Origin of the sequence: Pseudomonas batumici, from assembly GCF_036585405.1 — a bacterium.
In the GTDB taxonomy this organism is placed as follows: Bacteria; Pseudomonadota; Gammaproteobacteria; order Pseudomonadales; family Pseudomonadaceae; genus Aquipseudomonas; species Aquipseudomonas batumici.
In genome coordinates this window covers 1613195-1639249 of sequence record NZ_CP144470.1, presented here as the reverse complement: position 1 = coordinate 1639249, position 26055 = coordinate 1613195, and the positions used below count along the sequence as shown (strand labels likewise).

Annotated in this window: 25 protein-coding genes and 3 pseudogenes; 14 read left to right on the top strand and 14 right to left on the bottom strand. The window is 59.1% G+C overall.

Going from position 1 to position 26055, the window contains the following annotated elements; all coding sequences use genetic code 11:
* The first annotated feature begins 40 nt into the window (after positions 1–40).
* Together NUH87_RS07220 and NUH87_RS07215 are read left to right on the top strand one after the other, a co-directional pair.
* Positions 41–982 carry an aldo/keto reductase gene (locus NUH87_RS07220; RefSeq protein WP_338525404.1) on the top strand — a complete coding sequence of 314 codons (942 nt, stop codon included), beginning with the start codon at positions 41–43 and terminating at the stop codon, positions 980–982.
* Positions 983–1085: 103 nt separating this feature from the next.
* Complete coding sequence (locus NUH87_RS07215; protein ID WP_338526748.1) at positions 1086–2021, top strand: LysR family transcriptional regulator; 936 nt, start codon at positions 1086–1088, stop codon at positions 2019–2021.
* 65 nt (positions 2022–2086) lie between these two features.
* Here the strand turns inward: NUH87_RS07215 and NUH87_RS07210 are convergent, their stop codons facing one another.
* The 7 genes from NUH87_RS07210 to NUH87_RS07180 all read right to left on the bottom strand — a co-directional run bounded on the left by NUH87_RS07210 (position 2087) and on the right by NUH87_RS07180 (position 9793).
* The gene (locus NUH87_RS07210) at positions 2087–2359 is read right to left on the bottom strand and encodes a DUF2790 domain-containing protein (protein ID WP_338525403.1); all 273 of its coding nucleotides are present in this window, start codon (positions 2357–2359) and stop codon (positions 2087–2089) included.
* 301 nt (positions 2360–2660) lie between these two features.
* A complete protein-coding gene (locus NUH87_RS07205; protein WP_040065884.1) occupies positions 2661–3452 on the bottom strand; it encodes an ABC transporter ATP-binding protein in 792 nt (263 codons plus the stop codon).
* An 18-nt stretch (positions 3453–3470) separates the two neighbouring features.
* The gene (locus NUH87_RS07200) at positions 3471–4208 is read right to left on the bottom strand and encodes an ABC transporter permease (protein ID WP_040065882.1); all 738 of its coding nucleotides are present in this window, start codon (positions 4206–4208) and stop codon (positions 3471–3473) included.
* Positions 4209–4226: 18 nt separating this feature from the next.
* Positions 4227–4943, bottom strand: a complete 717-nt coding sequence (locus NUH87_RS07195; RefSeq protein ID WP_040065879.1) for an ABC transporter permease — start codon at positions 4941–4943, stop codon at positions 4227–4229.
* 68 nt (positions 4944–5011) lie between these two features.
* Positions 5012–5776 (bottom strand): transporter substrate-binding domain-containing protein, encoded by a 765-nt coding sequence (locus tag NUH87_RS07190; protein ID WP_422393927.1) that lies wholly within the window; start codon positions 5774–5776, stop codon positions 5012–5014.
* A gap of 295 nt (positions 5777–6071) precedes the next feature.
* Entirely contained in the window at positions 6072–7757 is a 1686-nt protein-coding gene (gene hutU, locus NUH87_RS07185) for a urocanate hydratase (RefSeq protein WP_338525401.1), read from the bottom strand.
* A 494-nt stretch (positions 7758–8251) separates the two neighbouring features.
* Complete coding sequence (locus NUH87_RS07180; protein ID WP_338525400.1) at positions 8252–9793, bottom strand: histidine ammonia-lyase; 1542 nt, start codon at positions 9791–9793, stop codon at positions 8252–8254.
* Between the two features lie 171 nt (positions 9794–9964).
* Between NUH87_RS07180 and NUH87_RS07175 the strand changes: the two genes are divergently transcribed.
* The 4 genes and pseudogenes from NUH87_RS07175 (at position 9965) to NUH87_RS07160 (ending at position 14856) form a co-directional block, all read left to right on the top strand.
* Positions 9965–10909 (top strand): LysR substrate-binding domain-containing protein, encoded by a 945-nt coding sequence (locus NUH87_RS07175; protein WP_338525399.1) that lies wholly within the window; start codon positions 9965–9967, stop codon positions 10907–10909.
* Between the two features lie 115 nt (positions 10910–11024).
* Positions 11025–12077 carry a LacI family DNA-binding transcriptional regulator gene (locus NUH87_RS07170; protein WP_338525398.1) on the top strand — a complete coding sequence of 351 codons (1053 nt, stop codon included), beginning with the start codon at positions 11025–11027 and terminating at the stop codon, positions 12075–12077.
* A 205-nt stretch (positions 12078–12282) separates the two neighbouring features.
* On the top strand, positions 12283–13656 hold the full coding sequence (locus NUH87_RS07165; RefSeq protein WP_338525397.1) for an MFS transporter: 1374 nt from the start codon (positions 12283–12285) through the stop codon (positions 13654–13656).
* 40 nt (positions 13657–13696) lie between these two features.
* Positions 13697–14856 (top strand): annotated as a pseudogene (locus NUH87_RS07160) (L-talarate/galactarate dehydratase).
* A gap of 108 nt (positions 14857–14964) precedes the next feature.
* Here NUH87_RS07160 and NUH87_RS07155 read toward each other — a convergent pair.
* Entirely contained in the window at positions 14965–15624 is a 660-nt protein-coding gene (locus NUH87_RS07155; protein ID WP_338525396.1) for a response regulator, read from the bottom strand.
* Positions 15625–15868: 244 nt separating this feature from the next.
* Here NUH87_RS07155 and NUH87_RS07150 point away from each other — a divergent pair, with 244 nt between their 5' ends.
* The 3 genes from NUH87_RS07150 (at position 15869) to NUH87_RS07140 (ending at position 18353) form a co-directional block, all read left to right on the top strand.
* Positions 15869–16396 carry a winged helix DNA-binding protein gene (locus tag NUH87_RS07150; RefSeq protein WP_338525395.1) on the top strand — a complete coding sequence of 176 codons (528 nt, stop codon included), beginning with the start codon at positions 15869–15871 and terminating at the stop codon, positions 16394–16396.
* Between the two features lie 112 nt (positions 16397–16508).
* Entirely contained in the window at positions 16509–17651 is a 1143-nt protein-coding gene (locus NUH87_RS07145; RefSeq protein WP_338525394.1) for a styrene monooxygenase/indole monooxygenase family protein, read from the top strand.
* A gap of 54 nt (positions 17652–17705) precedes the next feature.
* On the top strand, positions 17706–18353 hold the full coding sequence (locus tag NUH87_RS07140) for an iron-containing redox enzyme family protein (protein WP_338525393.1): 648 nt from the start codon (positions 17706–17708) through the stop codon (positions 18351–18353).
* Positions 18354–18453: 100 nt separating this feature from the next.
* Here the strand turns inward: NUH87_RS07140 and NUH87_RS07135 are convergent, their stop codons facing one another.
* Positions 18454–19602: an acyltransferase gene (locus NUH87_RS07135; RefSeq protein WP_338525392.1), complete on the bottom strand. Its 1149-nt coding sequence runs from the start codon at positions 19600–19602 to the stop codon at positions 18454–18456.
* A gap of 22 nt (positions 19603–19624) precedes the next feature.
* Here NUH87_RS07135 and NUH87_RS07130 point away from each other — a divergent pair, with 22 nt between their 5' ends.
* The 3 genes from NUH87_RS07130 to NUH87_RS07120 all read left to right on the top strand — a co-directional run bounded on the left by NUH87_RS07130 (position 19625) and on the right by NUH87_RS07120 (position 21440).
* Positions 19625–20803 carry an MFS transporter gene (locus NUH87_RS07130; RefSeq protein ID WP_338525391.1) on the top strand — a complete coding sequence of 393 codons (1179 nt, stop codon included), beginning with the start codon at positions 19625–19627 and terminating at the stop codon, positions 20801–20803.
* A 76-nt stretch (positions 20804–20879) separates the two neighbouring features.
* A complete protein-coding gene (locus NUH87_RS07125) occupies positions 20880–21254 on the top strand; it encodes a hypothetical protein (protein WP_338525390.1) in 375 nt (124 codons plus the stop codon).
* Between the two features lie 3 nt (positions 21255–21257).
* Complete coding sequence (locus tag NUH87_RS07120; RefSeq protein ID WP_338525389.1) at positions 21258–21440, top strand: DUF1289 domain-containing protein; 183 nt, start codon at positions 21258–21260, stop codon at positions 21438–21440.
* A gap of 28 nt (positions 21441–21468) precedes the next feature.
* On the opposite strand, the gene NUH87_RS07115 is transcribed toward NUH87_RS07120, so the two are convergent.
* Positions 21469–22083, bottom strand: coding sequence for a LysE family translocator (locus NUH87_RS07115; RefSeq protein ID WP_338525388.1), 615 nt, complete (start codon positions 22081–22083; stop codon positions 21469–21471).
* A 370-nt stretch (positions 22084–22453) separates the two neighbouring features.
* Between NUH87_RS07115 and NUH87_RS07110 the strand changes: the two are divergent.
* Together NUH87_RS07110 and NUH87_RS07105 are read left to right on the top strand one after the other, a co-directional pair.
* A pseudogene (locus NUH87_RS07110) lies at positions 22454–23088 on the top strand (lytic polysaccharide monooxygenase auxiliary activity family 9 protein).
* Between the two features lie 48 nt (positions 23089–23136).
* Positions 23137–24168 (top strand): annotated as a pseudogene (locus tag NUH87_RS07105) (chitinase); the annotation flags it as partial.
* 76 nt (positions 24169–24244) lie between these two features.
* On the opposite strand, the gene NUH87_RS07100 reads toward NUH87_RS07105, so the two are convergent.
* The 4 genes from NUH87_RS07100 to NUH87_RS07085 form a co-directional block, all read right to left on the bottom strand.
* Entirely contained in the window at positions 24245–24454 is a 210-nt protein-coding gene (locus tag NUH87_RS07100; RefSeq protein ID WP_338525387.1) for a YXWGXW repeat-containing protein, read from the bottom strand.
* A gap of 86 nt (positions 24455–24540) precedes the next feature.
* Positions 24541–25020, bottom strand: a complete 480-nt coding sequence (locus tag NUH87_RS07095; protein ID WP_338525386.1) for a periplasmic heavy metal sensor — start codon at positions 25018–25020, stop codon at positions 24541–24543.
* Positions 25017–25451 carry a hypothetical protein gene (locus NUH87_RS07090; protein WP_338525385.1) on the bottom strand — a complete coding sequence of 145 codons (435 nt, stop codon included), beginning with the start codon at positions 25449–25451 and terminating at the stop codon, positions 25017–25019. Before NUH87_RS07090 ends, NUH87_RS07095 begins: the two co-directional genes overlap by 4 nt.
* The gene (locus NUH87_RS07085) at positions 25448–26029 is read right to left on the bottom strand and encodes an RNA polymerase sigma factor (RefSeq protein WP_338525384.1); all 582 of its coding nucleotides are present in this window, start codon (positions 26027–26029) and stop codon (positions 25448–25450) included. Before NUH87_RS07085 ends, NUH87_RS07090 begins: the two co-directional genes overlap by 4 nt.
* Positions 26030–26055: the final 26 nt, after the last annotated feature.

Here is a 26055-nt window from a genome sequence, read left to right as displayed (position 1 = left end):
GCGCGGTTGCGGTTGTGGCCCCAGGCAATGGAGTAAAGGCATGACCTATTACGATACGCTTCGCGATACCCGGTTTCCTCTTGCTCACGGAACGGGTGAGATGCCCGCGGTGGGCTTTGGAACACTGTTTCGAGACCTGTCGGTGACCACCCAAGCGGTCAAGGCTGCATTGGAGGCAGGGTTTCGTCATTTCGATTGTGCGGAACGCTATCGAAACGAGGAACAGGTGGGCATTGCCCTGCAGGAAGTACTGCAGGCCGGCCAGGTTCGACGAGAAGAGCTGTTCATCACCACCAAGCTGTGGAATACCAACCATCGTCCCGAGCGGGTCGAACCGGCTTTGGCAGCCAGCTGCCGACGTCTTCAAGTCGACTATATCGATTGCTACCTGATCCATACGCCCTTTGCCTTTCAACCCGGCGATGACCAGGACCCGCGAGACGAGCAGGGGCGAGTCATCTACGACTCGGGCGTGACCTTGATCGAGACGTGGAGGGCGCTTGAGCGCCTTGTGGATGAAGGTCGATGCAAGTCCATCGGCGTGTCGGACATCACGTTGGAGGCGTTGAAAGCGCTGGTGGCTGTGGCTCGGATAAAACCCGCTGTCGTGCAGGTCGAGTCCCACCCTTATCTGCCTGAATGGGAACTGCTCGAGTTTTGTCAGCAGCATGGAATTATCCTCCTGGCCTTTGCGCCACTCGGACATGGCATGGAACCGAACGTGCTGGAGGAACCGGTGATTACCGGGATCGCCCAGCGCTTGCAGAAGACCCCGGCTCAAGTCGCATTGGCCTGGTCGGTACAGCGGGGGACGGCTTTCCTGACCACTTCTGCGACACCGGCTCATATCCAGGAGAACTTCGATATTTCTACCTTGCCTCACCGGGCCATGGCTGAAATTCGGGAGGAGATCCATACCCGGATACGCTTCAATTCGGTGGTGGAAACCGGGGTGCCTGGGTTTATTCCGCGCAAGAAGTGACCCATGCGCAAGGGGCGGCCTTTTCCAGGGCCACCCCTTTTTCATGCGAGCAACGCTTCAGGCCGGGCCTATAATTTTTGACTGGATTGCCGAGGGGAAAATGATGGATGTGTTCCAGACCATGCGTTTTTTCATGGTGGTCGCCCAGAGCGGTAGCTTCACGGCGGCGGCCGGGATACTGGACACCACCACTGCCAACGTCTCCAAGGCCATCTCCAGCCTTGAGGCCAGGCTGCAGACACGGCTGATCAATCGCACGACCCGTCGCCTGGCATTGACCGAAGCCGGCCTGCGTTATCTGCAGCGCTGCGAGAAAATTCTCGAGGAGGTACGTGAGGCGGAAGACGAGGCCGGTACGGCTCAAGTCATGCCGGTTGGCCGGCTCAAGATCCACGCCATGTCGGCCATTGGCAATCACTATGTGATCCAGGCCATTGCCAAATATAGAGAGACGCACCCTTCGGTCATGTTTGACCTGGTACTGACCAATCGATTGCCGGACCTGTTGGAGGAGGGCTATGACATGTCGATTGTTCTGGCGCGGGATCTACCCGACTCAGGGTTTGTCGCCCAGCGGCTCGGTAGCACCTACAGCATTCTGTGCGCCTCGCCAGGCTACCTGGAAAAACGCGGGTACCCTGATGTCCCGGGCGATTTGTGCTCACATGATTGCTTGAGAATCGTGAATACGGTCATGCCGGTGGAAAACTGGATATTTGAAGGGCCCGCAGGCATGGAGAGTATCAATACCCCCTTGTCTCCCTTTCACATCAATACCGCAGACGGCATGTCCGTGGCGATAAGAAGCGGGATGGGGATCGGCATACAACCGATTGCGTCTGCCGTCGAGGGGCTGAGGAGCGGAGCGTTGGTGCGGGTACTGCCAGACTATCACCTTGAAGCGTTGAGTCTGTTTGCAATCTACCCTTCCAGGAAATTCGTCGATGCGAAGATAAAGACCTGGGTGGAGTTTCTTAAAGACACGATGCCACGCTTGTTGGCATCCGATGAGGCAGTTGCAGGTTCACAAAAGCGATAAGGTTTTTTGAGTTTGTCCGGTGCTGCGGGGAAGGAGTGTCGACCCTCCATCGTCCACAAGAGCACTCAGCCGTTTGAGCAGCCTGTCCCCATCACGTCGTATTGCAGGATGTGGCGTTGGCCGTGGGAGTCTTCATAGGTCATTTGCACGGCCGTTGGTGCGCATTGATCCGCGGCGTCCGTGATGGCAATGACTTTCTCGATATCGGGTTTCGCTTCGTACGTGTAGGTTTCGACGGAGATGTTGCTGGTCGCTGCCGTTGAATGACTGTCGTCGGCAAACGCCTGCGCAGTTGCACTGCCAAGAACAAGAATCAGCGCCATTTTCGAGAAGTTCATGATATTCACCGTATCGTCTGGAGGGGCTTGGCGATCGAAATGATCGTGAAGCGCATATCGGATTTCCGATTTTTTACCTCGTGAGTCAGTTGAGGGTTTCTCGACTTTCTCCTTGGGTAGAGACGATGCTAGGTGTTTGGCACCCGCTGATATAGCGGCTCACCGGACAAACACTGTTGCCGGATTCCACCTGAATGCAGGCGTGCACTGACCGCCCATGGGGGAGTGACCGAGCAGAAAAGACAACGGCCCCGATGCAGGGGCCGTTGTCTTTTCCGCGAGTCGATTTCGCCGGGGTTTCTTACTCGGCGCTTCTCTCATGATGGCTGGAGACGAACTGCCGGAAGCGCTCGGTCGGCAAGCCTTCGAACAGCTCGGTGGGCGTCCCCTGGACATCGATCAGGCCGCCGTGCATGAACACCACCCGATTGGACACGTGGCGGGCAAAGCCCATTTCGTGGGTGACCACCAGCATGGTGCGGCCTTCCTCGGCCAGGGAGCGCATCACGCGCAACACTTCGCCCACCAGCTCAGGGTCGAGTGCCGAGGTCGGTTCGTCGAACAGCATCACCTGGGGGTTCATCGCCAGCGCGCGGGCGATCGCCACGCGCTGCTGCTGGCCACCGGACAGGTGGGCCGGGTAATAGTCGCGGCGCTCGTACAGGCCGACCTTGTGCAGCAGGGCTTCCGCTTCCTCGACACATTCGGCACGGGAACGCTTGAGCACCCGCATCGGGCCTTCGATGACGTTTTGCAGCACGGTCATGTGCGACCACAGGTTGAAGCTCTGGAACACCATGCCCAGGCAGCTGCGCATGCGCTCGACCTGGCGGGCGTTGCTCGGGGTCTGGCGGCCGTCGGCATGCTGCTTCATTTCGATCACTTCACCGTTGACGCTGATGATGCCTTGATCGGGTGTTTCCAGCAGGTTGATGCAACGCAGGAAGGTACTTTTACCCGATCCGCTGGCACCGAGGATCGAGATCACGTCGCCCTTGTGGGCGTCCAGGGAAATACCCTTGAGGACGTGTGCGCTGCCGAAGGACTTCTGAATATTGGTCAGCGACAAGGCTGAAGCGGGCTGAGTGCTCATGGCATGCTCCGTATCAAATCAGGAATGGGTAGGCAGCGAAGGGCTGGCTTTTTTGATGACGTCGACCGGCCGCTCGCGCAAGTGCGGCGAGAGACGATATTCGAGCCAGGCGACGGCGCGGACCACCAGGTAATTCAGCACCAGATAGATCAGGGCCGCGCAAATGAACACTTCCATCGTGCGATAGGTGCGCTGGATGATCTGTTGCGCGACGCCGGTGACGTCCCAGACCGTTACCAGGCTGGCCAGCGCCGTGGACTTGACCAGCAGAATCGCTTCGGTGGAGTAGGCCGGCAGGGCCTGGCGCAGGGTGACCGGCGCAATGATCCGCAGCAGCAGTTCCCAGGGCGACATGCCGACGGCCTTGCCCGCTTCGATCTGCCCCTGTGGCACGCTGAGCAGCCCGCCGCGAATGATTTCGGCGGTGTAGCCGGCGGTGCACAAGGCCAGTGAAATCACCGCGCAGCCGTAGGGCGACTTGAGCAGGACCCAGGCGAAGCTGTCGCGAATGGCCGGGAACTGGCCCAGGCCGTAGTAGATCAGGAACATTTGGATCAGCAGCGGTGTACCGCGAAACAACATGATGTAGAAGCGCGCCGGATAGCTGAAGAACCACCAGCGGCTGACCCGCAGGCTGACAATGCCTACCGACAGGGTAAGGCCGATCACCAATGAGCTGAAAAACAGTGTCAGCGTTGTGGGCAGCGCTGCCAGAAGCTTGAGCATGGTGTCAGCGAGGAACGGAAAATCGATCATGGGTGGCGCTCCTCGAACCTAGACTGGGCTGCGTTGCCGCGTGCGACGCACGCGAGCCTCGGCGATGTTGAAAAGCCGACCGGACAGGCCGGTGAGAATCAGGTACACGGCGCCCCCGATGATATAGAACGTGAAATATTGACGAGTGGACCCGGCCGCGACCTGGCTGGCCCGCATCAATTCCACCAGGCCGATGACTGAAATCAGCGCAGAGTCTTTCAAGCTCATTTGCCAGACATTGCCCAGCCCGGGCAAGGCGAAGCGCAGCACCTGGGGAATCAGAATCCGTTTGAAGCGCATGGCCCGGCTCATGCCGATGGCCAGTCCGGCTTCCAGTTCGCCCCGCGATACCGCGAGAAAGGCGCCACGGTAGACTTCCGCCTGGTAGGAGCCGGAAATCAGCCCGACTGCCAAGGCACCGACCAGGAAGGGCGGCACGTCGATATAGCCTTCACCGCCGAACCAGTGGCCGACCGCCGTCACCACACTGGCTCCGCCAAAGTAGAACAGGTAGATCACCAGCAACTCGGGGATGCCCCTGAACAGGATCGAATACAGGTCCCCCAGCCAGCGCAGGCTGCGCCGACGGGAGAGCTTGGCAGCCGCGACCAGGCTGCCGAATACCGCACCCACCAGCAGGGCTGCCAGGGTCAATACCACGGTCATGCCCGCTGCCTGGAGCAGCGCCATTCCCCAGCCTGAGTCACCGAAACTGAGTAGCTGCAAGAGGTTCATAGAGGGTCCCACTTTTAAAAAAGGGTTAACACGGCCCGGCAACCTTCAGGGTGCCGGGCCATCCAGAATCACTGCTTAGGGGTGAGGTCTGCCTTGAACCATTTTTCGCTCAATTTCTTGATCGTGCCATCCGCCATGGCTTCCTTCAGAGCGGCGTCGAACTTGGCCTTGAGCTCCGGGTCTTTCTGACGGAAGCCCAGCGCTTCGCCTTCACCCCAGATCGGGCCCTTGATGACCGGGCCGGTGAAGACCAGCGGTTTGTTCTCCGGCTTGTCCATCACCGAGTTGAAGAAGGTCACATCGTCGAACGCGACGTCGATGCGGCCGGCGAGCAGGTCGAGAATGGCTTCGGCCGAGCTGCCGTACTCACGAATGGTCGCCACATCCTTGAAGTTCTGATCGATGAAGGTGGTGTAGATGGTGCCGGAGGCGATACCAATGGTCTTGCCCTTGAGTGCCTTGCGCAGCTCTTCAACGCCGGCACGTACTTCCTTGGCATCGGTCCCCAGGGTGATGGCGGATTCGGCACCGGTCTTGCCCGGCAACAGATCGGATTTCAGCGCGACGAAGCTGGCCGGTGTCTGGGCGTAAGGCGTCGAGAAGGCCATGACCTTCTGGCGCTCGTCGTTGATGACGATGGCGTCCATCAGCACGTCGAATTTACCGGCATTGAGGCTGGCGATCATCCCGTCCCAGTTCTGTACGACGAGGTTGCACTTGAGCTTCATGCGCGGGCAGATGACATCCATCAGTTCCGGTTCGAAGCCGCCGATCTTTCCACCTGGCAGCGTCAGGTTCCAGGGCTCATAGGCGCCCTCGGTGGCAATATTCACCGAGGTCCATTCCTTGGCCTGCACAGCCGAAGCCGAGGCCAGAACCAGTGCACTGAGCGCTACAGAACCCAACCAGCTTGATTTTTTCGACATCTTGATACTTCCTGCCTAATCAATGGAATGTTGCGAACTGATCCGGCTCAGGCCGAATCTCCTCTGCCGGTGTGCACAACGGTTGCCGTGCACACCCGACAAAACCCTAAAAGCCAACCTGCCTGTTCAGCCGGTTAATTCGCACCCATAAGGGACTCAGCCCGGACGGCTGTCCCATCTCCATGTGCCCCTGGCCGACCGATCAACCGGTGATCATCGGCAGGTTCAGGCCCTGCTCCTTCGCGCAGTCGATGGCGATCTGGTAACCGGCATCGGCGTGACGCATGACCCCGGTGGCCGGGTCGTTGTGCAGCACGCGGGCGATCCGCTCGGCCGCTTCGTCGGTACCGTCACAGACGATCACCATGCCCGAGTGCTGGGAGAAGCCCATGCCGACGCCGCCGCCGTGGTGCAGCGAGACCCAGGTCGCGCCGCTGGCGGTGTTGAGCAAGGCGTTGAGCAGCGGCCAGTCGGACACGGCATCGGAACCGTCCTGCATCGACTCGGTTTCGCGGTTCGGGCTGGACACGGAACCGGAGTCCAGGTGGTCGCGACCGATCACGATCGGCGCCGACAGCTCGCCGCTACGGACCATTTCGTTGAACGCCAGGCCCAGCTTGGCGCGCAGGCCCAGGCCGACCCAGCAGATCCGCGCCGGCAGACCCTGGAAGCTGATGCGCTCGCGGGCCATGTCCAGCCAGTTGTGCAGGTGGGCGTCGTCCGGGATCAGTTCCTTGACCTTGGCGTCGGTCTTGTAGATGTCCTGCGGGTCACCCGACAGCGCGGCCCAGCGGAACGGCCCGATGCCGCGGCAGAACAACGGACGGATGTACGCCGGCACGAAGCCCGGGAAGTCGAAAGCGTTTTCCACGCCTTCTTCCTGGGCCATCTGGCGGATGTTGTTGCCGTAGTCGAAGGTCGGGATGCCTTGTTTCTGGAAGTCGAGCATCGCCTTGACGTGCACGGCCATCGACGCCTTGGCGGCCTTCACCACCACTGCAGGTTCGGTGATGGCTCGGGCGCGGTACTCTTCCCAGGTCCAGCCGGCCGGCAGGTAGCCGTTGAGCGGATCGTGGGCGCTGGTCTGGTCGGTGACCATGTCCGGGCGTACGCCGCGACGGACCAGTTCCGGCAGGATTTCAGCCGCGTTGCCGAGCAGGGCGACGGAAATGGACAGGCCTTCCTTCGTGTATTTGGCGATACGCGCCAGGGCGTCGTCGAGGTCCTTGGCTTGCTCATCGACATAACGGCTGTTCAGGCGGAAATCGATGCTGGTCTGCTGGCATTCAATGTTCAGCGAGCAGGCGCCGGCCAGGGTCGCGGCCAGCGGTTGGGCGCCGCCCATGCCGCCGAGGCCCGCGGTCAGGACCCAACGACCTTTCAGGTTGTTGTCGTAGTGCTGGCGACCGGCTTCGACGAAGGTTTCGTAGGTGCCCTGGACGATGCCCTGGCTGCCGATGTAGATCCAGCTGCCGGCGGTCATCTGGCCGTACATGGCCAGGCCCTTGGCATCCAGTTCGTTGAAGTGCTCCCAGGTGGCCCAGTGCGGCACCAGGTTGGAGTTGGCGATCAGTACGCGCGGGGCGTTGCTGTGGGTCTTGAACACGCCGACCGGCTTGCCGGATTGCACCAGCAGGGTCTCGTCGTCATTCAGGTTGGTCAGGCTCTCGACGATCTTGTCGTAGCATTCCCAGTTGCGCGCGGCCCGGCCGATACCGCCGTAGACCACCAGCTCCTTGGGGTTCTCGGCCACTTGCGGGTCGAGGTTGTTCATCAGCATCCGCAGCGGCGCTTCGGTCAGCCAGCTCTTGGCGGTCAGCTTGTTGCCACGGGCGGCGCGGATTTCGACGTCACGGCGCTTCGTAGGCTTGCGGGTATTATCAGTCACGAAAAAACTCCTCTGCGATCAATCCAAACCGGCCCGGGCAGTGGGCGAGCTTGTGCGGGACAATCCGTCACAAGCGCAAATCAGGGTGGTGCGCAGATCTCCCTGATCACTCATACGCACACACATTTACTTGTACATACAAGCATATGCAATCAAGCGGCCAACTTTTGGGTCGCCGCCCAATAAAACTCGGGATTTGGCTGCAGCGCGCCTGATACAAGGGCTTGGCGGGAGCGGTTTTTTTTTCGGAGGGATTTTGCGACGGTGTCCCGACTGTTACTTGAGCCTGAAATTGCGCCACGCTGGGGCGCTCGGTGACAGTTTGGGAGATGTTGGTGCGCGATGGGAAACAGCTGGAGCGAAGGGGGTTGTGGCGAAGGGTGACGCGGGGAACAGGAAAGTGCCGAGATCGATCCGGGCTCGGCTCCAAGGCCATCCTTCAGTCGTCGAGAGGCAACGAAACAGCCAGAAGGTCGGCCTTGGCGCCTGAGCATTTATTGCAGGTTTTTCCGTACCGTGGCCAGCACTTCACCGCTACGAACCTGTTCGGTGACACTCACCATGTCCGAATAGAAGGCACGATCATGCTCGGCGACCGGCACGCGGCTGCGCACCAGGTCATAAACCGCCCGGGTGACGCTGGAAGCCTTGCGCACATCATGGAAGTCCAGGGCCTGGCAGCCCACCAGCAGCTCGATGGCCAGCACCGACTCGAGCTTCTCGGAAACCTTGTAGGCCTTGATGGCAGCGTTATAAGCCAAGCTCACCAGGTCTTCCTGGTTGGCGCAGGTCGAGAAGCTGTCGACAGAGGAGGGGAACGACAGCGCCTTCATTTCCGCATACAGGCCCGCCGCGGTGTATTGAAGGATCATGTAGCCGCTGTTAAGGCCCGGGTTGCGCACCAGGAAGGCCGGCATTTCGCTGAAGTGCGAGTTGACCATGCGGTCGATACGGCGCTCGGAAATCTTCGCCAGGTTGGCCAGCGCCACGCACAGCGAATCCGCTGACAGGCCAATGTAGCTGCCGTCGAAGTTGGCACCGGAGATGGCAATACCGTCGCCGTCTTCCAGTGGGTAGATGATCGGGTTGTCGCCCGAGGAGTGGATTTCGTTCTCGATATTTTCCCGGGCGTGATCGATGAATCTTTTCGAAGCCCCGTGCACCTGGGGAATGGCGCGCAGGCTGTAGGCGTCCTGAAGTCGGTAGTCGATATTTTCGGCGATCAGTTGGCTGTCATGCAGCATCGCCTTTATATCCCTGGCGGTTTGCGCCTGCTCCTTGTGCGCCTTGATCGAGTGGTAGCGGGGGTCGAAGGCCCGAATCGTACCCTTCAACGCTTCCAGCGAAAGCGCCGCGGCGACGTCGGCCAGCGAGGCAGTCTGCATGGCGTTGTAGAGGGCGAGGATAGCGATGGCGGTCACCGACATGGTGCCATTGAGCATGGCCAGGCCTTCCTTGCACTGCAGGTCCGTCGGTTGCAGGCCGACCTGTTCCAGTGCGGTGGCACCGTCCACCCATTCGCCGCCATTGACCCGGGCTTTGCCTTCGCCCAGCAGGACCAGGGCCAGGTGCCCCTCGACGGCCAGGTAGCCCACCGAACCCTCGCCCGGCGCAAACGGTACGACTTCGTTGTTGAGCAGGCCGGCAATCAGCTCCAACAGCTCCAGGCGCACCCCCGAGAAGCCCTTGCCCAGGCTGATCAGGAGCATCAACTGGATCGCCCGTACCTGTTCACGCTTGAGTGGCTCGCCCACCGCGACGGCGTGGGAGCGCACGATGTTGACCTGGAGCTCCTTGGCATGCTGCGGCGAAATCACATGGCGAACGTTATCGCCGAACCCGGTGGTCACCCCATAGACCAGGCGATTCTCATCGAGGAAACGCTCGACCAGGCCACGGGACCTTTTCACGCGGTGCTTGTAGGCCTCGGAAAACGACACCTTGGCTGAATAGCGGGCTACGGCGACGAATTCTTCGATGGAGGGCTCTCTATCGCCGAGAACGACCTGAGTGATCTGTTGAGGATGAGCTTTCATTGCGAACTCCCGGGAAACGGTGTGATTGAGGGGGCCGGACTGGCCAGGCCGTCGCTCGATTGAGCGTGGGAGCAGGCTAAAGTGATTTTTCTATGAAGAAAATATGGTGATTTCTGTCAGTTTTAATAGAATTTCTAAACTTTAAAATGCCTTCGAGAGTTTTGCATCGCCATGAGCCGCTTACCGCCCCTGCGCGCCCTCCAGGTCTTTGAAACCGTCGGTCACTGCGGCGGCATCTCCCACGCCGCAAAACGCTTGAACCTCTCCGTGGGGGCGGTGAGTCAGCAGATGAAGTTGCTCGAGGAGGCGCTGGGCATGAACCTGACGGTCAAGGAGGGGCAGCGCCTGCGGCTGAATGCCATTGGCCTGCGTTTTCATGCGCGCTGTTCTTCGGCCTTTGAAGAGTTGAGAGCCGCCGTTTTCGAGGTGGAGCGCTCGAAGAATCCGAACAATCTGTATGTCAGCGGCCTGCCTTCGCTCATGACCAAGTGGCTGGCGCCCCTGACCTACGAATGGCAGCATGAGCATGCGGATCTGGATATCTATCTGGACAGCACGCTGGCGGATACCTCGGAGGAGGAAAACGCCGATTTTCGTATCGGTTATGGCGAGCCCGGCCAATATGCCGAGCATAGCGTCGTGCTGTTCCGCGACTGTGTGGTGCCGGCCTGCTCACCGACGCTGTTAGCGCTTCCTGGCTATCCAGGTGGTGTGGAACAGGCCGCCGACCTGCTCCAGTACCCACTGATCCGTATCGATTCGCGGCCGAAATTCGACTCGCCGCCCTCATGGGCCGAATGGTTCGAGCGCGAAGGCGTTGCCGTCGAGCAGGCGATTGTCATCCGTCGCAGTTTTTCTTCGTCCAGCCTGGCGATCCAGGCCGCCATCGATCACCAGGGCGTCGTGCTGGCGCAGTTTTCCATGATTGCCCGTGATGTCGACGAAGGGCGCCTGGTCATTCCCTGGCAGCGAGCCATGCCGCTTCCCTCGCCGTATTACCTGAGCTGGCACCCCAACACCCTGCAGAAAGCGCAATGCCGGGCTTTTCAGCGCTGGTTGATCGGCCGGGGCAGGGCCCAGGAGGAAATTACCGACGCCTTGATGGTTTCCCTCTGATCGAGCCGGAAGCAGGTATCGTGAATATTGGGGTGGGCTTTGGTAAATTCGCCTCCGTTAACGGACTGTGGTACACGGCAGCTTCAGATACTGAGTTTCAGATTCGGAAAGGTTCATGGCAAAGAAACCCGCGGCGTCCTCCACCGAGGCATCAATGACAGTGTCCAGGAAGGGCTCCAGCCTGACCCTGATCGATGTGGCAAAGGTGGCAGGCGTTTCGCCTATGACCGTTTCCAGGGCCTTGCATCGACCGGAACTGGTCACCGAGGACACTCGGGAAAAGGTCCGTGAGGCGGTGCGCAAGACCGGCTATGTTTCCAACATGTTGGCCGGGGGCCTGGCGAGCAACAAAAGTCGTCTGGTGGCGATTTTCCTGCCGACCATTGCCAACTCCATTTTTGCCGACACCGTGCAGTCACTCATGGACCGCCTGACCCAGGCGGGCTATCAAACCTTGCTGGGCCTGACGGGCTACTCCGCCGAGCAGGAAGAAAAGCTGCTGGAAGCGGTACTCGGCCGGCGTCCGGACGGTATCGTCCTGACCGGCACGCTCCACACCGAATCCAGTCGTCTGCGACTCGCCCAGGCGGGTATCCCGGTGGTGGAGTCCTGGGACTTGAGCGAGGATCCCCTGGACATGCTGGTGGGTTTCTCCCATGAAAAAGTCGGGGAGGAAACCGCGCGGCACTTGCTGAAAAAGGGCTACAAGCGCTTCTCGGTGGTGACCATCAGTGACCCCCGCGGCCTGCGGCGCTGCAATAGCCTGATTGCCGAGCTCAAGCGCCAAGGTATCGAAGCAGTGCCGATGGAAGTCCTGGCGCCGCCGGCAACCCTTGAAGTGGGCAGGGAAGGGCTGCGCCGCCTGCTCGAGCAGCCGGTGTCGCCCGACATCGTGGTGTGCAGCTCCGACACCGTGGCGCAAGGGGTCCTGGCGGAAGCCGCCAGTCGCGGGATGAATGTGCCCGCGGACCTCGCCGTGATGGGCTTCGGCGATCTGAGCAGTGCGGCGCAGGTTCACCCGGCCTTGTCGACCGTCAGCGTCGACGGCAAGAACATCGGTCTGCAAGTGGCCCAGGCGCTGCTGGAGCGCTTCGCCCATCCCGCCGGCAGCCATGCTCCCGTGCGAATCGACACCGGTTTCAGCCTTATCGACCGCGCCAGTACCTGATCGGAAAAATGGCGTTTGCCGATGAATGCCCGATTGAATGATTGCGCAATCAGTGTAGTATCGGCGCAAAGGTCATCGGCTCCGACCGGCAGGACCTTTTTTTGAATCTTGCAATGATTGCGCAATCATCTGGCGATCATGCCGCTATCAGGCGTCGTAAGGGCGACAGGGATTCACTGCTGCACTCACAATAAGGAAAATAATAGTGATCAAGCCTACGCAATCGGTAGCGAAGACCCACGTCCGCTATCTCATCCTGGTGATGATTTTCATCGTCACCGTATTCAACTACGTGGACCGGGCCACGCTGTCCATTGCCGCCCCCAGCATGCGCACCGATCTTGGCTTCGATGCCATGACCCTGGGCATCGCGTTCTCGGCCTTCGGCTGGGCCTACACCTGGATGCAACTCCCCGGCGGCATCGTCCTCGACCGCTTCGGCTCCCGTCTCGTGCTCGGCATGAGCCTGATCGTCTGGTCGGTCTTTACCTTCCTGCAGGGCTACGTCGACCTGTTCGGTTCGGCTTTCCTGGCGCTGTTTGTCCTGCGCTTCATGATGGGTGTTGCCGAGGCGCCGGCGTTTCCGGCCAACAACCGCCTGACGGTGATGTGGTTCCCGCGTCATGAGCGGGGCTTGGCCACGGCGGTGTTCCAGTCCGCCCAGTATTTTGCCCTGGCGGCGTTCACCCCGCTGATGGTCTGGCTGGTGAGCACCTGGGGCTGGCAGCACGTGTTCTGGGTCACCGGTGCCGCGGGCGTCCTGATCGGCCTGCTGTGGTTTCGGATGGTTCAGGAACCGCGCAAGGACAAGCGCGCCAACCAGGCTGAAATCGACTACATCGAGGCGGGCGGTGGCTTGCCCACCATCGGTGACGTGAAGACCCCCTTCAGTTGGAAAGGAATGAAGGTCATCGGTGGCAACCGCATGATGGCGGGCATCTATCTGGGCCAGTTCTGCCTGACCTCGATCACCTGGTTCTTCCTGACCTGGTTCCCGACGTACCTGATCGAAGCCAAGGGCATGACCCTGTTGAAAGTAGGGTTGGTTGCCGCGATCCCACCCATTGCCGGTTGCCTGGGAGGCATGGTCGGCGGTGTCTGGTCGGACTGGATGCTGCGCAAGCACTTCAGCCTGACCGCGGCCCGCAAGACGCCGATCATCTGTGGCCTGTTGCTGTCGAGCAGCATCATGGTCGCCAACTACACCCAGTCGGTCACGCTGGTCATTCTGGTGATGTCCGTCGCCTTCTTCGCCAAAGGTGTCGGCAACCTCGGCTGGTGCATCGTGGGCGATGTTTCGCCCGCTCGGGCCATGGGTGTCAGCGGGGCCATGTTCAACTTCTGCGGCAACCTCGCCAGCATCGTGACCCCTATCGCCATCGGCGTGATGATCAACCAACTGGGCTCTTTCGATGTCGCGCTGATGTACGTCGCCGGCATGGGGCTGCTGGGCGCATTTTCCTATCTGTTCATCGTCGGACCACTCAAGCGCCTGGAGCTCGATGACTTTGCCGACCCACCGGCCAGTCCCGTCGAAGACGCTCGGGCTGACACCGAACTGGTACACCCGCGTACCTGATCGCTTTTCAAACCCTGATCACTGTTCAAGGAGAGCCCACATGCTCGCGCAACAACAACCTATCAAGTCCTCCGACGACGACCGTATCGCCTGGGTGCGGGTGTCTTCGGTGATCCTGCCGCTGGCCAATCCGATCAGTGATGCCAAGGTGCTGACGGGACGGCAAAAGCCGATGACCGAAATCGCGATCCTGTTCGCTGAAATCGAAACCATCGACGGTCATCGCGGCCTCGGCTTCAGCTACTCGAAGCGTGCCGGCGGGCCGGGGCAATTCGCCCATGCCCAGGAAATCGCGCCTGCGCTGATCGGCGAAAACCCGAGTGACATTGCAAAACTGTGGACCAAGCTATGCTGGGCCGGCGCGTCGGTGGGGCGTAGCGGCCTGTCGACTCAGGCCATCGGCGCGTTCGACGTGGCGTTGTGGGATTTGAAGGCTAAGCGTGCCAACCTTTCGCTGGCCCGCCTGCTCGGGGCCCAACGTGATTCCGTGCGCTGCTACAACACCTCGGGTGGCTTTCTTCACACGCCGCTGGATCAACTGATGAAGAACACCGACCTTTCCCGTGAAAAGGGGATTGGCGGTATCAAGCTGAAGGTCGGGCAGCCGGATTGCGCCATCGACATCCAGCGCGTGAGCACGGTGCGCAAACACCTGGGCGACCACTTCCCGTTGATGGTGGATGCCAACCAGCAATGGGATCGTCCGACGGCCCAGCGCATGTGCCGCCAGTTCGAAGCGTACAACCTGATCTGGATCGAAGAACCGCTGGACTGCTACGACGCCGAAGGCCACGCCGCCCTGGCAGGGCAATTCGACACGCCGATCGCCACCGGTGAAATGCTCACCAGCGTTGCCGAACACGCCGAGTTCATCAAGCTGCGCGGCGCCGACTTCCTGATGCCCGACGCGCCGCGGGTGGGGGGATTACGCCTTACCTGAAGGTGGCGGCCATGGCCGAGCAAGCGGGCTTGATGCTGGCGCCGCACTTCGCCATGGAACTGCACGTTCACCTGGCGGCGGCCTACCCGACCGAACCCTGGGTGGAGCACTTCGAATGGCTCGAACCGCTGTTCAATGAGCGTCTGGAAACCCGCGACGGGCGCATGCTCGTGCCGACCTGTCCCGGTTTGGGGCTGACACTCAGCGAGCAAGTCGGACCCTGGACGGCTCAAGAGGCCGAGGTCGGGATTCGCCCATGACGCCGCTGTTCATCGACGAAAATCGGACTGCAGGGGCGCCTTGAGTGTGAGTCGACCTACGGCAGCGGGTGAGGCTTAAACGAAACTGACGGCGTGTCGCCCTTGGGTTTATCGGGTCGTCAGCGCTTCGAGTGTTTTTTGCAGTTGGCTGATGTCCATTGGCTTTTGCATGCATTCATTGAAGAGGGATGCCTGGCATTTTCCTCGCACCTCCTCCAGAGGGTTGGCGGTAATGGCTATGATGGGGGTGGTGCTGGGATCAAACCCGTGCTGGCGAATTTTCATGGCTGTTTCAATACCGTCCATTCCTGGCATCTGAATATCCATCAGGATGGCGTCGTAGGATTTGCACAGCATGCCCAATGCTTCATAGCCATTGCTGGCTAGGCTGACACTGCAGTCGAGGCTTTGCAGAATCTTGCAATGAAATTCGCGTACCCGCTCATCATCGTCGACGACCAATATGGAGAGCCATTTGCTCGGTTTCGATGGGGGGGCGATGGAGGGGGTCTCCGTGGCCTGCTCTGCAATACATTGAAAGAACTTGAGCATGTCCGCACCTGAAAGCTCAAGGTCGGAGCAGCTGCTTTCAAAATGCGCCATGAACTGCTTCATTTGTTCCACGCTCATGCTGTCCGCCTTCCTGGCCCCAGCCTTGAGCTTCCAGAAAGTACCCATGATGTCAGTCAAAGGCTCAAGCAGATGACGGCTGAGGGTTTGCTTGCTGATCGGGAGTCTGATGCTGTTCGGATGGGGGGTTTGGCACATGAGAGCTCCCTCTGTTCCCTGGGACGATTTGCTTTGTGATTCGCTTTAAAATTTATAAAGCGAATATGCTTGTCATTCAACAGGTCTTTAAGTCATTTGTTGCTGATATTAATGTAGGTTAATTCTTCACACTGTATAGGAAGTTTGTTTTATCTGTGTGGGTGGGTTAATTTTTTGGTATATCCATTGCCAAGCTAGGCAAAATATGTAGAAATTGATTCAATCAAAGACTGAAGGCCCACCTATGTGTATTGATAAGACATGGCATCTAGCCGTCACTGAAGAAGAGGTGGATTGGGCCGAGTGTGAGCTGCAGCTCTGGAGGGCTTTTAATGCGTTCAAGCGTTGGCAGTTGGAGTGTGAAAAAATGGTCAACGACAGCACCTTGTCAATCGATGAATTGACGGTGCTTCATGTTATTCGCATGAATGATCGGCCCAAGACGATTGCCGAGGTGGGGCGGTTGTTGAATCGTCCTGATCACTTCAATATTAACTACAGTATTACCAAGCTCAGTGAGCGAGGGTTGGTGAGAAAATACCAGCCGCTCAAGAATAAACAGGTGCAGCTCAGTGTGACCGAGGAAGGTCGGAGAAATACTGACCAGTATGCAGAGGCTCGCAAGAATATACTGTTTGGGGAGTTTTCACGCGAAATCAGCGGTATCAACCTCAAGGGGCTTGTTCTCGGGCTCAGGCAGATCAAGGGAGTGTATGAAGAGGCCCATCGAGCGGCTTCGATTTATAAGTCCGTCAATGCGGAGTCCGGTTGAATTCGGTTTAAATGTGCGAGGGTCATTCGATGAGAAAGATTGCCATTGTGGGGGCGGGACAGGCTGGGCTTTTGCTGGCCATTGCTCTTAAAAAAAAGGCTATGACATAACGTTGTTCAGCGATCGAACGGCTGAGCAAATTCGCCATGGACGCATCCTGTCCAGCCAGGGGATGTTCGATACGGCTTTACAGATTGAGAGGCACTGGGGGCTCAATTTATGGGATGACGAATGCCCCTGGAATACCTCTGTCACTTTTACATTGGGCGAGCCGGGCGCTGCTCGAAAAGACGTTGAGTGGAAAGGGCGAACGCAAAGACCCTTTCAGTCGATTGATCAGCGACTCAAGTTTTCCCGTTGGCTGGATATTTTTCAACGTCTCGGAGGATGTTTAATCGTCCAGCGTGTCGCGTTGGCAGACCTTGATGAAATTTCCAAGTGGCACGAGTTAACGATTGTCGCCAGCGGTAAAGGTGAGATTGGTCAATGTTTTACGCGTGATCGTCAGCGCTCGATGTTTGACCGGCCTCAGCGAACGCTTGCCTGCATGTATGTAACGGGGATGTTGCCGGCTGAAAGTTTTCCCGGCGTTCGAGTCAATGTCATTCCTGAGGTCGGAGAGTATATCACGATGCCTGGTTTAACCTTGGGCGGGCGGTGTGAAATGATGTTGTTTGAGGGGATTCCCGGCCGTGCGTTTGATGCCTTGAGTGATGTGGCGGGTGTTGATGAACAATTGAGCGCCAGTCAAGAGTTGCTTGCCCGTTATGTGCCTTGGGAGGCGGAAAGGTCAGCCACTATCCAACTGGCTGACCGACAGGCAACCTTGAAGGGGTGTTACACACCGTCCGTGAAACATCCAACGGCCAGGATGCCGGGTGGGAAGTTTGTCTTGGGCTTGGCGGATGCTGTCGTGCTGAATGATCCGATTGCCGGTCAAGGGGCGAACACGGCGGCCAAGTGTGCCGGTGTTTATTTTGATCGGATCATTGAGCGCCATCAGGAGCCCTTTGATGAAACCTGGATGCAAGGAACGTTTGAGTGCTGTTGGCGACAGCATGCCCAGGCGTCAACGGAGTGGTCCAATCTATTGCTGTTGAGCTCGTCGACGCATGTCGTGGAGCTTTTACGCTCAGCCGCACGGCTACCGAATCTGGCGGACACGGTGGCGAATGGATTCGATGATGCGAACACTTTTTTTCCCTGGATTGCGGATCCGCTTCAAACCAGGGGGGTGATCGAGAGTTTTAAATAACGCAAAAGCGCCGTTTTTTGAAGAGACAACACTGTAATAGTCGAGGAGACGAATGTGGCCATATTGGATATGCCTGTGAGAAAGGCGGATTTTGAGCTGCTGCTGAAGGAAAACAAGACATTTGCTGACAGCTATAGAAGCAGTCGTCTCATGAGTTTGATTCAGAGCAAGCAGATGGAAAACAAAGAGAATAGAGAGCGCTTGCTGGATGCCATCCAGATATTTTCAGATTACTTCCAGAAAACCATCATGTTGAGAAGTGCTCTTTGTGATGATCGTAAGTTCCTGTCGGTTGTGCAAGCGCATCTGAACGAGGAATTTGGTCATAATTTCAAGTTGATGAAGGATAGAAAATACCGGGCGCCTGTCTGGCATCCTGTTCTGGAGGCTACCGCGGCCTGGTTTACCTGGAAAATGCTCACGCTGGATAATGACGAAAAAACCGTGCTGATTCACCTGGTCCTGGAGGCGAGCGCCAATATATTTTTCAGTGCCGCTCACAACGTCATGCGTGATTATGGCGAAACGGACTATTTTGAGGTTCATGCGGATGCGGATGCCAGGCACGAACAGATGGGCAGTGAGCTGTTGGACGGTCTTTGCGCGGAAAAATATGTGAACCTAATGACCATACAGCAACAAGGTTGGGCGATGTTGAACGCTGCATGTGATCAAATCGCCCACTTGAGTACCCATTCATGATGCGTGGTCTGTCGCCTCTGCCTTGGAGGGCATTGCTGCTTCAGCAGTGACGGCTGCCAGTAACACCCTTATTGCGTCCATGCATTTCCATTATTCAGTCCTAAGCGGCACTGGCCGGCGCTGGCATTGATCCTCTGAAGTTTCTCTTTGCCAGCTTCGAGATCGGTTTTTCAATGAACGTGAAGCTCGTGTAAGACACGGCAAGGATCGTGATGGCAATCAAGGTGAAAGTGACGACATCGTTCAGGTTGATCCACTGATGAAGCCGGGTCATGGCGCTGATGACCAATACATGGCAGAGGTAGGTCGAATAGGACCAATCCCCCAGTTTGGCCATAAAAGCCCGACGAGAAAAAAATCGTTCCAGCGAGACGGCCGCCAAGAGGATCAGGGCACAGGGAAAACCTGACTTCATGGGTTTGTGTTCGACTTGCCCGTTATGAATGATCAGGCCGAGCGCGATGACAACCAGGGCTATGGCCATCAAGGGGGGGATCTTTTTGACCCAGCCTTTCTGGTGGGCAATGGCAATCAATATGCCAAACAGAAACTCATAGATGATGGGGTTGTCATAGAAGGCAAAATCACCGCCTAGATGTGGCACGAGTTTGCACAGCAGGAAAAGCCCCAGGGCGATCAACGCGGGTCTTGCTGTTTTGGGGCCGTAAAAACTCAGGAGAAAAATGCCATAAAAAGCCATTTCATAGTTCAGTGTCCAGCCAACCGTTATGAGCGGGTATGCGCCGATACCTGACGGGTTTTGTGCGGGTATGAAGAGTAGGCTTTTTAATAGGAACAGGGGTTCAAATTGAGTCAGTGGTACAAAACTTGGCGAAACCAACAAGGCGGCGGCAGTGGCTAGAGTGAAAATCCAGTAGGCCGGTGCAATTCTTGCCAGGCGATGGACGGCAAAGGTTGCGGGCGTCACTTGTTTTTCGGCGGCTGAAATGTAGATGACAAAACCGCTGATGATGAAAAATAAATCCACACCTATTGCGCCATACATGTGGAGCGCCGTGGACACAGGGTCGGTCAGCGTGAAGTTGTGCGCCAGTTGCATGTAGTGATGTAGGACCACCAGCCATGCAGCCAGGGCTCTTAGCGTTTGAACTGAGTTGAGCATTGCTAGGGTCGCGTAAGAAAAAGGAGCAGTATACCTAAGCCGCAGGGTTTTTCTCACAGGTTCGTCGGGTAAATCGGTAGGCTTTTCATCCGCCCAGGAAGCGAATGAGCGGTCGAATGTTCGCATTGCTGATCACCAAGGAGGGGCCATGCCTGAAAGCCTTCGATCCATTCCACGTACCGTCTGGGCACTCGGCCTTGTCAGCCTGTTCATGGATCTCTCGTCGGAACTGGTGCATGCCCTCTTGCCCGTCTATCTGGTGGGAACCTTGGGCATCAGTATGTTGGCCGTCGGTATCATCGAGGGGGTCGCGGAGGCCACGGCGCTGATCGTGAAGGTATTTTCCGGGGCGCTCAGCGATTTCATCGGCCGCAGAAAGGAATTGCTGCTGCTGGGCTACGGCCTCGCGGCCCTGACCAAACCGCTGTTTCCGCTGGCGGCGTCGGCGCAACTGGTGTTTACCGCACGAATCCTCGACCGGATCGGCAAGGGGATACGCGGTGCACCGCGTGATGCGTTGGTCGCGGATGTTGCTCCTGCGGCAATACGTGGCGCGTGCTTCGGGCTGCGCCAGTCGATGGATACCCTTGGCGCGTTCCTGGGGCCGTTGCTGGCGATTGTGCTGATGATCGGCTTTGCCGGCGACATTTCCCGGGTGCTCTGGTTTGCCGTGCTTCCCGCCGCGGTTGCTGTCGGCCTGTTGCTGTTCGGGGTCAGCGAGCCCGGGCACGGGGCGGGGAGGCAGCCGTTGCGTTCGCCCATACGATTCCAATCGTTGACACGTTTTCCCAGGGACTACTGGTGGGTGGTGTCCATCGGTGCGGCCTTTACCCTGGCGCGCTTCAGCGAAGCCTTTCTGGTCCTGCGGGCCCAGCAATCCGGCTTCAGCGCAACGTGGGTGCCGCTGGTCATGGTGGTGATGGCAGGGTTCTACATGCTCTCGGCTTATCCGGTGGGCAAATGGTCGGACAGTGTCAATCGAACGAGCCTGCTGGGTGCCGGCCTGGTGTTGTTGATCCTGGCGGATATCGTCCTGGCCGAGGCGCAATCCATTGTCGCGCTACTCCTGGGGGTAGCCCTGTGGGGGCTGCACATGGGCTTCAGCCAGGGCATCCTGGCCACGCTGGTGGCGGACACCACGCCCGCTGACCTGAAAGGCACGGCCTTCGGGGTGTTCAATCTGGTCAGCGGGGGCGCCTTGCTGCTGGCCAGTGTCATCGCCGGTTGGCTGTGGCAGGTCCATGGCGCGGCGGCGACGTTCTACGCCGGTGCGGCCTTTTCGGCGGCGGCGTTGATCCTGTTGTGCGTCAGGTATCGTCGCGGATGAAAAAAACACCGCACAGGGCACACTGCTGGAGTCCGTGAGGCATACTCTGCGCCGCCGAGATGAAGAGGATCAAACCATGTTGTTGAGTAAGCGCGAGCAGGCGCAGATCGAGCGTCGCCTGGTCGCCACCCTGACCGAGGCCTGCGAGACGGCCAAGGCCCGGATCGTGGGGTTTGCCTGGTTGACCCACGAGGTGGATTTCGCGCATTTTCCCTCCAGTCTGCGGGTGACCTGGGTCTTCGACACCCGGGCCAACCGGGATCAGGCGCTGGCCGGCGAGTCAGCCCGACACATGCACGAACTGACCGCCGCAGCCTTGCGCGAAGCGGAGGTTGAGGTTCATCAGGTTGCTGCCCATCTGGCGTTCGACAGCGAGGAATATTGCCAGCAGGTGAGCGCCGGCAACTGGCAGCAGCACCTTGCCCGTAGCCCACGCCCGGGGCGCCGCTGAACCATGGCCAAGGACATCGAAAATCCCTGTATTTCCGTGTGCCAGCTCAACAGCGAGATGTGCCTGAGTTGTGGTCGCTCCAAGGAAGAGATCAAGAAGTGGAAGCGCATGAAGCGCCCGGAAAAAATGGCCGCGGTGCAACGTGCGACGCAACGCCTGAAAAGCCTGCAGAAAAAGAAGCCTTAAACCGCGTCAAAGTCCGTGGACCTTCGTCCTAGAAAACCGCCCGCAGTGCCAATATCGCCAGGTAGACCAGGGCCACCCCGCACAGGCCATGACTGAGCCGCTGCCAGCCCGGGGACGCGGCCTTCCGGAGCCCGTCGACCAGCGCCGCGATGATGAAACAGCAGGCCACCGAGGCGAACATGAAGCCGGCAAAGAACATCAGGGTTTGCCCGTGGCTCGGGGTCTGGCCGACGATGCCGGAGAGGGCACTGCCCAACGCGCCCCAGTAGACGACGTTTTTCGGATTGGCGATGGAAATGGTCGCCCCGGCCATGAGGGCGTTTGTGCCCGGCCGCTCGACAGCGTTTTGCGCCTCGGGCAATTGCCAGGCATCGTTCAGGCTGCGCAGGCCCAGCCACGCCAGATAGGCCGCGCAGGCGCCGGTGAGTGGAATCCGCACCTGCTCATGTTCGAGCAGCAACGAAAGTCCGGTCAGCCCGATCACCGCCCAGAGGGCATCGCCCACCAGCGAGCCGATTTGCACCATCAGCGCCGGTTTGAAGCCATGGAGCAACCCGCGACGCAAGGTTTCCGCCAGAACAGCCCCTGGCGACAGGCAAAACACCACACCGAAGATCAGCGCGGACAAGAAGATCGTGAGCATGAACGCCTCCAATAACCGTTTGGCGGCATTCAGGATGGCCCACCATTGTGCTCTGGGGCTCAGGATACCCAGCCTTTGGGGCGCGATCCATGGGCGCTGAAAAATATATTGTTACGTTTTTTTGAGCATTTTGGGGTAAGTGTCTTTATGAGCGGAGTCTATCGAGGTTTATTGCAGGTAGGCTGTGTAATCTATTCGCTGTGTTATGCGTAGGTTTTGTCGATTTTCTTTTAAAAGTCCAATGTATTCAGAGGGTTGTGGATTAATGGTTAAGTTCACTCGTTCTGCATTAGATGGACAGTTTTCTTATTTGAGCTAGGTTGAAAGTTCTCCCTGAGTTGGAGAATTTTCTATCAAAGGAGTGAGAAGAATGAACAAGCCGTTATCGAAGCCCGAACTTAAACATGGTCGTGTCGTTTCGCCTGCCAGCCGCGGGTCGGTGGCCGTGGAGCTGGGGCTTCTTGGTACCTGGCAGGTTAATGAAATGGAAGGCGGAAAGAACTTTCCGTCGCTCACCGCCGGACCTTTCCCCAAACCGTTTGAAACCGATGACCAGAGTGTCGTCCCACCCGCTGACGGTTACATCCTCAGCGGTGGGAAAACCGACGCCCGCGACTGCATCAACTTCACCGACGAGGAATTGAGCAAGAGGCTCAACCGTCCTTATGCCTGGCCGCTGTTGAACGTCAATCCGGGGCAGACCTTCCGCGTGCAATGGGAATACACCGCCCCCACGTCACCCGGGGTTATCGCTGGTTCATCACCAAGGATGGCTGGGACCCGAAACAACGCATCAGCCGCGCGCAACTCGAGGCCAAGCCGTTTAACGAGGACTTCTACCCGCAAGTTCCGTATTACCAGCACGCCGATGAATTGAAGGCCAAGGTGGAGCATGAAGTGAAACTGCCGGCGGGCAAGCAAGGTCATCACGTCATCGTCCTGTTGTGGATCGTCGCCAATACCGGTAACGCGTTCTACCAGGCGTTTGACGTGGACTTCAAATGACCTTGCCGCTGGGCAGCCATCTCATGCGAATTTCTAAAGGACTGGAATGTGACCACTTTCGACTTTTCACTGCTTAAATCCACGGTCAGCGACGCGGCGTCAGCGATGCCCAGCCTGGCCGGGAAGAAAATCCTCATGGGTTTCTGGCATAACTGGGCCGCGGGGCCGAACGATGGCTACCAGGGCGGGAAGTTCGCCAACCTGGCGCTGACGGACGTGCCCGCGGAATACAACGTGGTGGCGGTGGCCTTCATGAAAGGTAACGGCATCCCGACGTTCAGGCCCTATGACCTGTCCGATGCGGAGTTCCGCCGCCAGGTGGGCGTCCTCAACAGCCAGGGTCGCGCCGTGCTGATTTCCCTGGGGGGCGCCGATGCGCATATCGAGCTGTATAAGGGCTCCGAGCAGCCGCTGGCCGCTGAAATCATCCGTCTGGTGGAAACCTATGGTTTCGATGGCCTGGATATCGACCTGGAACAGAGCGCCATCGACCATGCCGACAACAAGACGGTGTTGCCCGCAGCCCTGAAACTGGTGAAGGACCATTACAAGGCCGAGGGCAAGCACTTCATCATCAGCATGGCGCCCGAGTTTCCCTATCTCACCCTTGCCAACGGCAAGTACCTCGATTACCTCAGCGCGCTTGAGGGCTACTACGACTTCATCGCGCCGCAGTATTACAACCAGGGCGGTGACGGGGTCTGGGTGCAGGAAGCCAACGGGGGGAACGGGGCGTGGATCGCGCAGAACAATGATGAGATGAAGGAGGATTTCCTCTATTACCTGACCGATAGCCTGGTCACCGGGACGCGGGGCTTTACCCGGATTGCGCCGGACAAGTTCGTCATTGGCCTGCCGGCCAATGTCGACGCTGCCGCGACGGGCTATGTGATCGACCCGGCGGCGGTGGTCAATGCGTTCAAGCGGCTCGATGCCGCCGGGCACTCCATCAAGGGGCTGATGACCTGGTCCGCGAACTGGGACCAAGGCCTCAGCAAGCAGCAGGTGCCTTACAACTGGGAGTTCCGCAATCGCTATGCGCCGCTGATTCATGGCGCGGCGGGGGCGGCCGAAGTGCCAGTGGGCAAGCGACAGGCCTGAGCTGAAAAACAAAACCCGGCGACTGCGCCGGGTTTTGCTTTGCATCCGTTCTCACTCAGTAGCGCCAATGCCCAGGCACCCAGACCCACTGGTTGCCACCCCAGCGATAATGTCCGGCAACCCAGTGATAGCCCGGTGCGGGCATGACCGGCACGACTTCGACGATGGGCGGTGGTCGACGTGGATGCACCGGCTCGACAACACAGCCAGCCAGGGAGGCGGCCATCAGGGTGGCGATGAGCGCGGTCTTGAATATTCGCAGCATGGTCTGACTCCTTGCTGAACCTTGAATGGTCGCCTGGTTGGCGGGTTTCAAGGGTTAAACGTTGCAATGGGTGGAATCCGTCGCGGCTAGAGGTTTTTCTGCAGGGGCTTGCCCTTGGCCTGGCCGCGCAAATACAGGGACTCGACCAGCTTGCGGCGCTCTTCCTGGGGCAGCGTGCCGGCGAATTCCGCCAGGGTGTTGTCCACCAGCGAGCGCAGGGCGACATCCGCCTCGCGCGCCTTGCCCAGGTCCGCCAGCAAGGCCGGACGGTCCAGTGTCGGCGCCTCAAGCTGTCTGATCACATCCTGGCGCGCCTGACGACCCGCGAGGATCAGCGGTTGGCTGTCGGCTCGATTGCGCCGCAACAGCTGGCGCAGTTCACGCTGGCGTGTCTCGGGCAACTGCACCATGGCCTGGCGCAAGCCGTGCTGGTTGACGGCCGCCATGGCCGGTTGGGTATTGACCAGCCAGTGATAGACACCCCCCCCTATGCCACAGATCAGAAAGACATTGAGCATCAACGACGCCAGCAGCAGGTTCTTGAGGGTCTTGGACGGTTGACTCATTGCTCGCTTTCCTCGGCGTTTACGGTGAAGACGATGTCGGCATCGCCTTGGTCGAAGATGCTCGGCAGGGCTTCGGATGAGGTCGGCAGCGGCAGGCTCAGCGAGACCACCAGCATCCCGGTGGCGATGCCTGCCAGGCCCACGCCGACGAAGCCGACCCGGGACAGCCAGTCGGCATATCGGCTCCAGAACGAGACCGGCCTGGCGCTGCTCGCCGAAGCGGCGATACGCCGGGCCAGTGCCGGGTCGGGGGGCGCCAGCTGATAGCTGTCGAGCAGACTGTCGAGCCGCCGGGCCTGTTGCAGCGCGTCGAGTGACGCCGCATCGCCGCGTTCGAGCAATCCCCGGGCGGCGGCGCGTTCGGCGGCCGGCCAGCGTTGCAGGTCCGCGCCGTAGGCGTCCGCCAGGTACGCAAATCGTTCGGGCGTCATCGTTTTCCCCTTCCTAGGCTGTCCTGGCCGTGTGTTTCGGCAAGATAGCTGCGCAGGTTGCGCCTGGCCCGCGACAGCAGGCTTTCCAGTGCATCGACGCTGATGTTCATCAGCGCCGCCGCTTCGATATTCGACAGTTCCTGGTAGTACTGCAACACGATGGCTTCGCGCTGGCGGTCGGGCAACGCGGCCAATGCGGCGGCCATCTGTTCACTGCGCGCCGCCGCTTCCAGCTGTTCATCGGGGCGGGGAGCGTCGTCGACCAGCTCGATGCCGGACTCGTCATCCTCCAGCGGGCGCTCCTTGCGCTTGCGCAGGCGATCATGACAGAGGTTCAGCACCACCCGGTGCAGCCAGGTGTCGAAACGGGCCCCGCCACTGCGCCAGCTCGCCGCCTGCCTCCAGATGCGCAGGAAGCTTTCCTGCGCCACATCCTTGGCCTCGTCGGCATCGCCCAGTATCCGGCTGGCGAGGGCGAGCAGACGGGGCAGCTTGCGCGACACCATCTCGTTGACGGCGGCCGGCTCCTTGTTGCCGATACGGGCCAGCAGCTCAACGTCCGGATCAGTTTCTTTCAATCGGGCAAGTCTCGGTCCGGGGGATG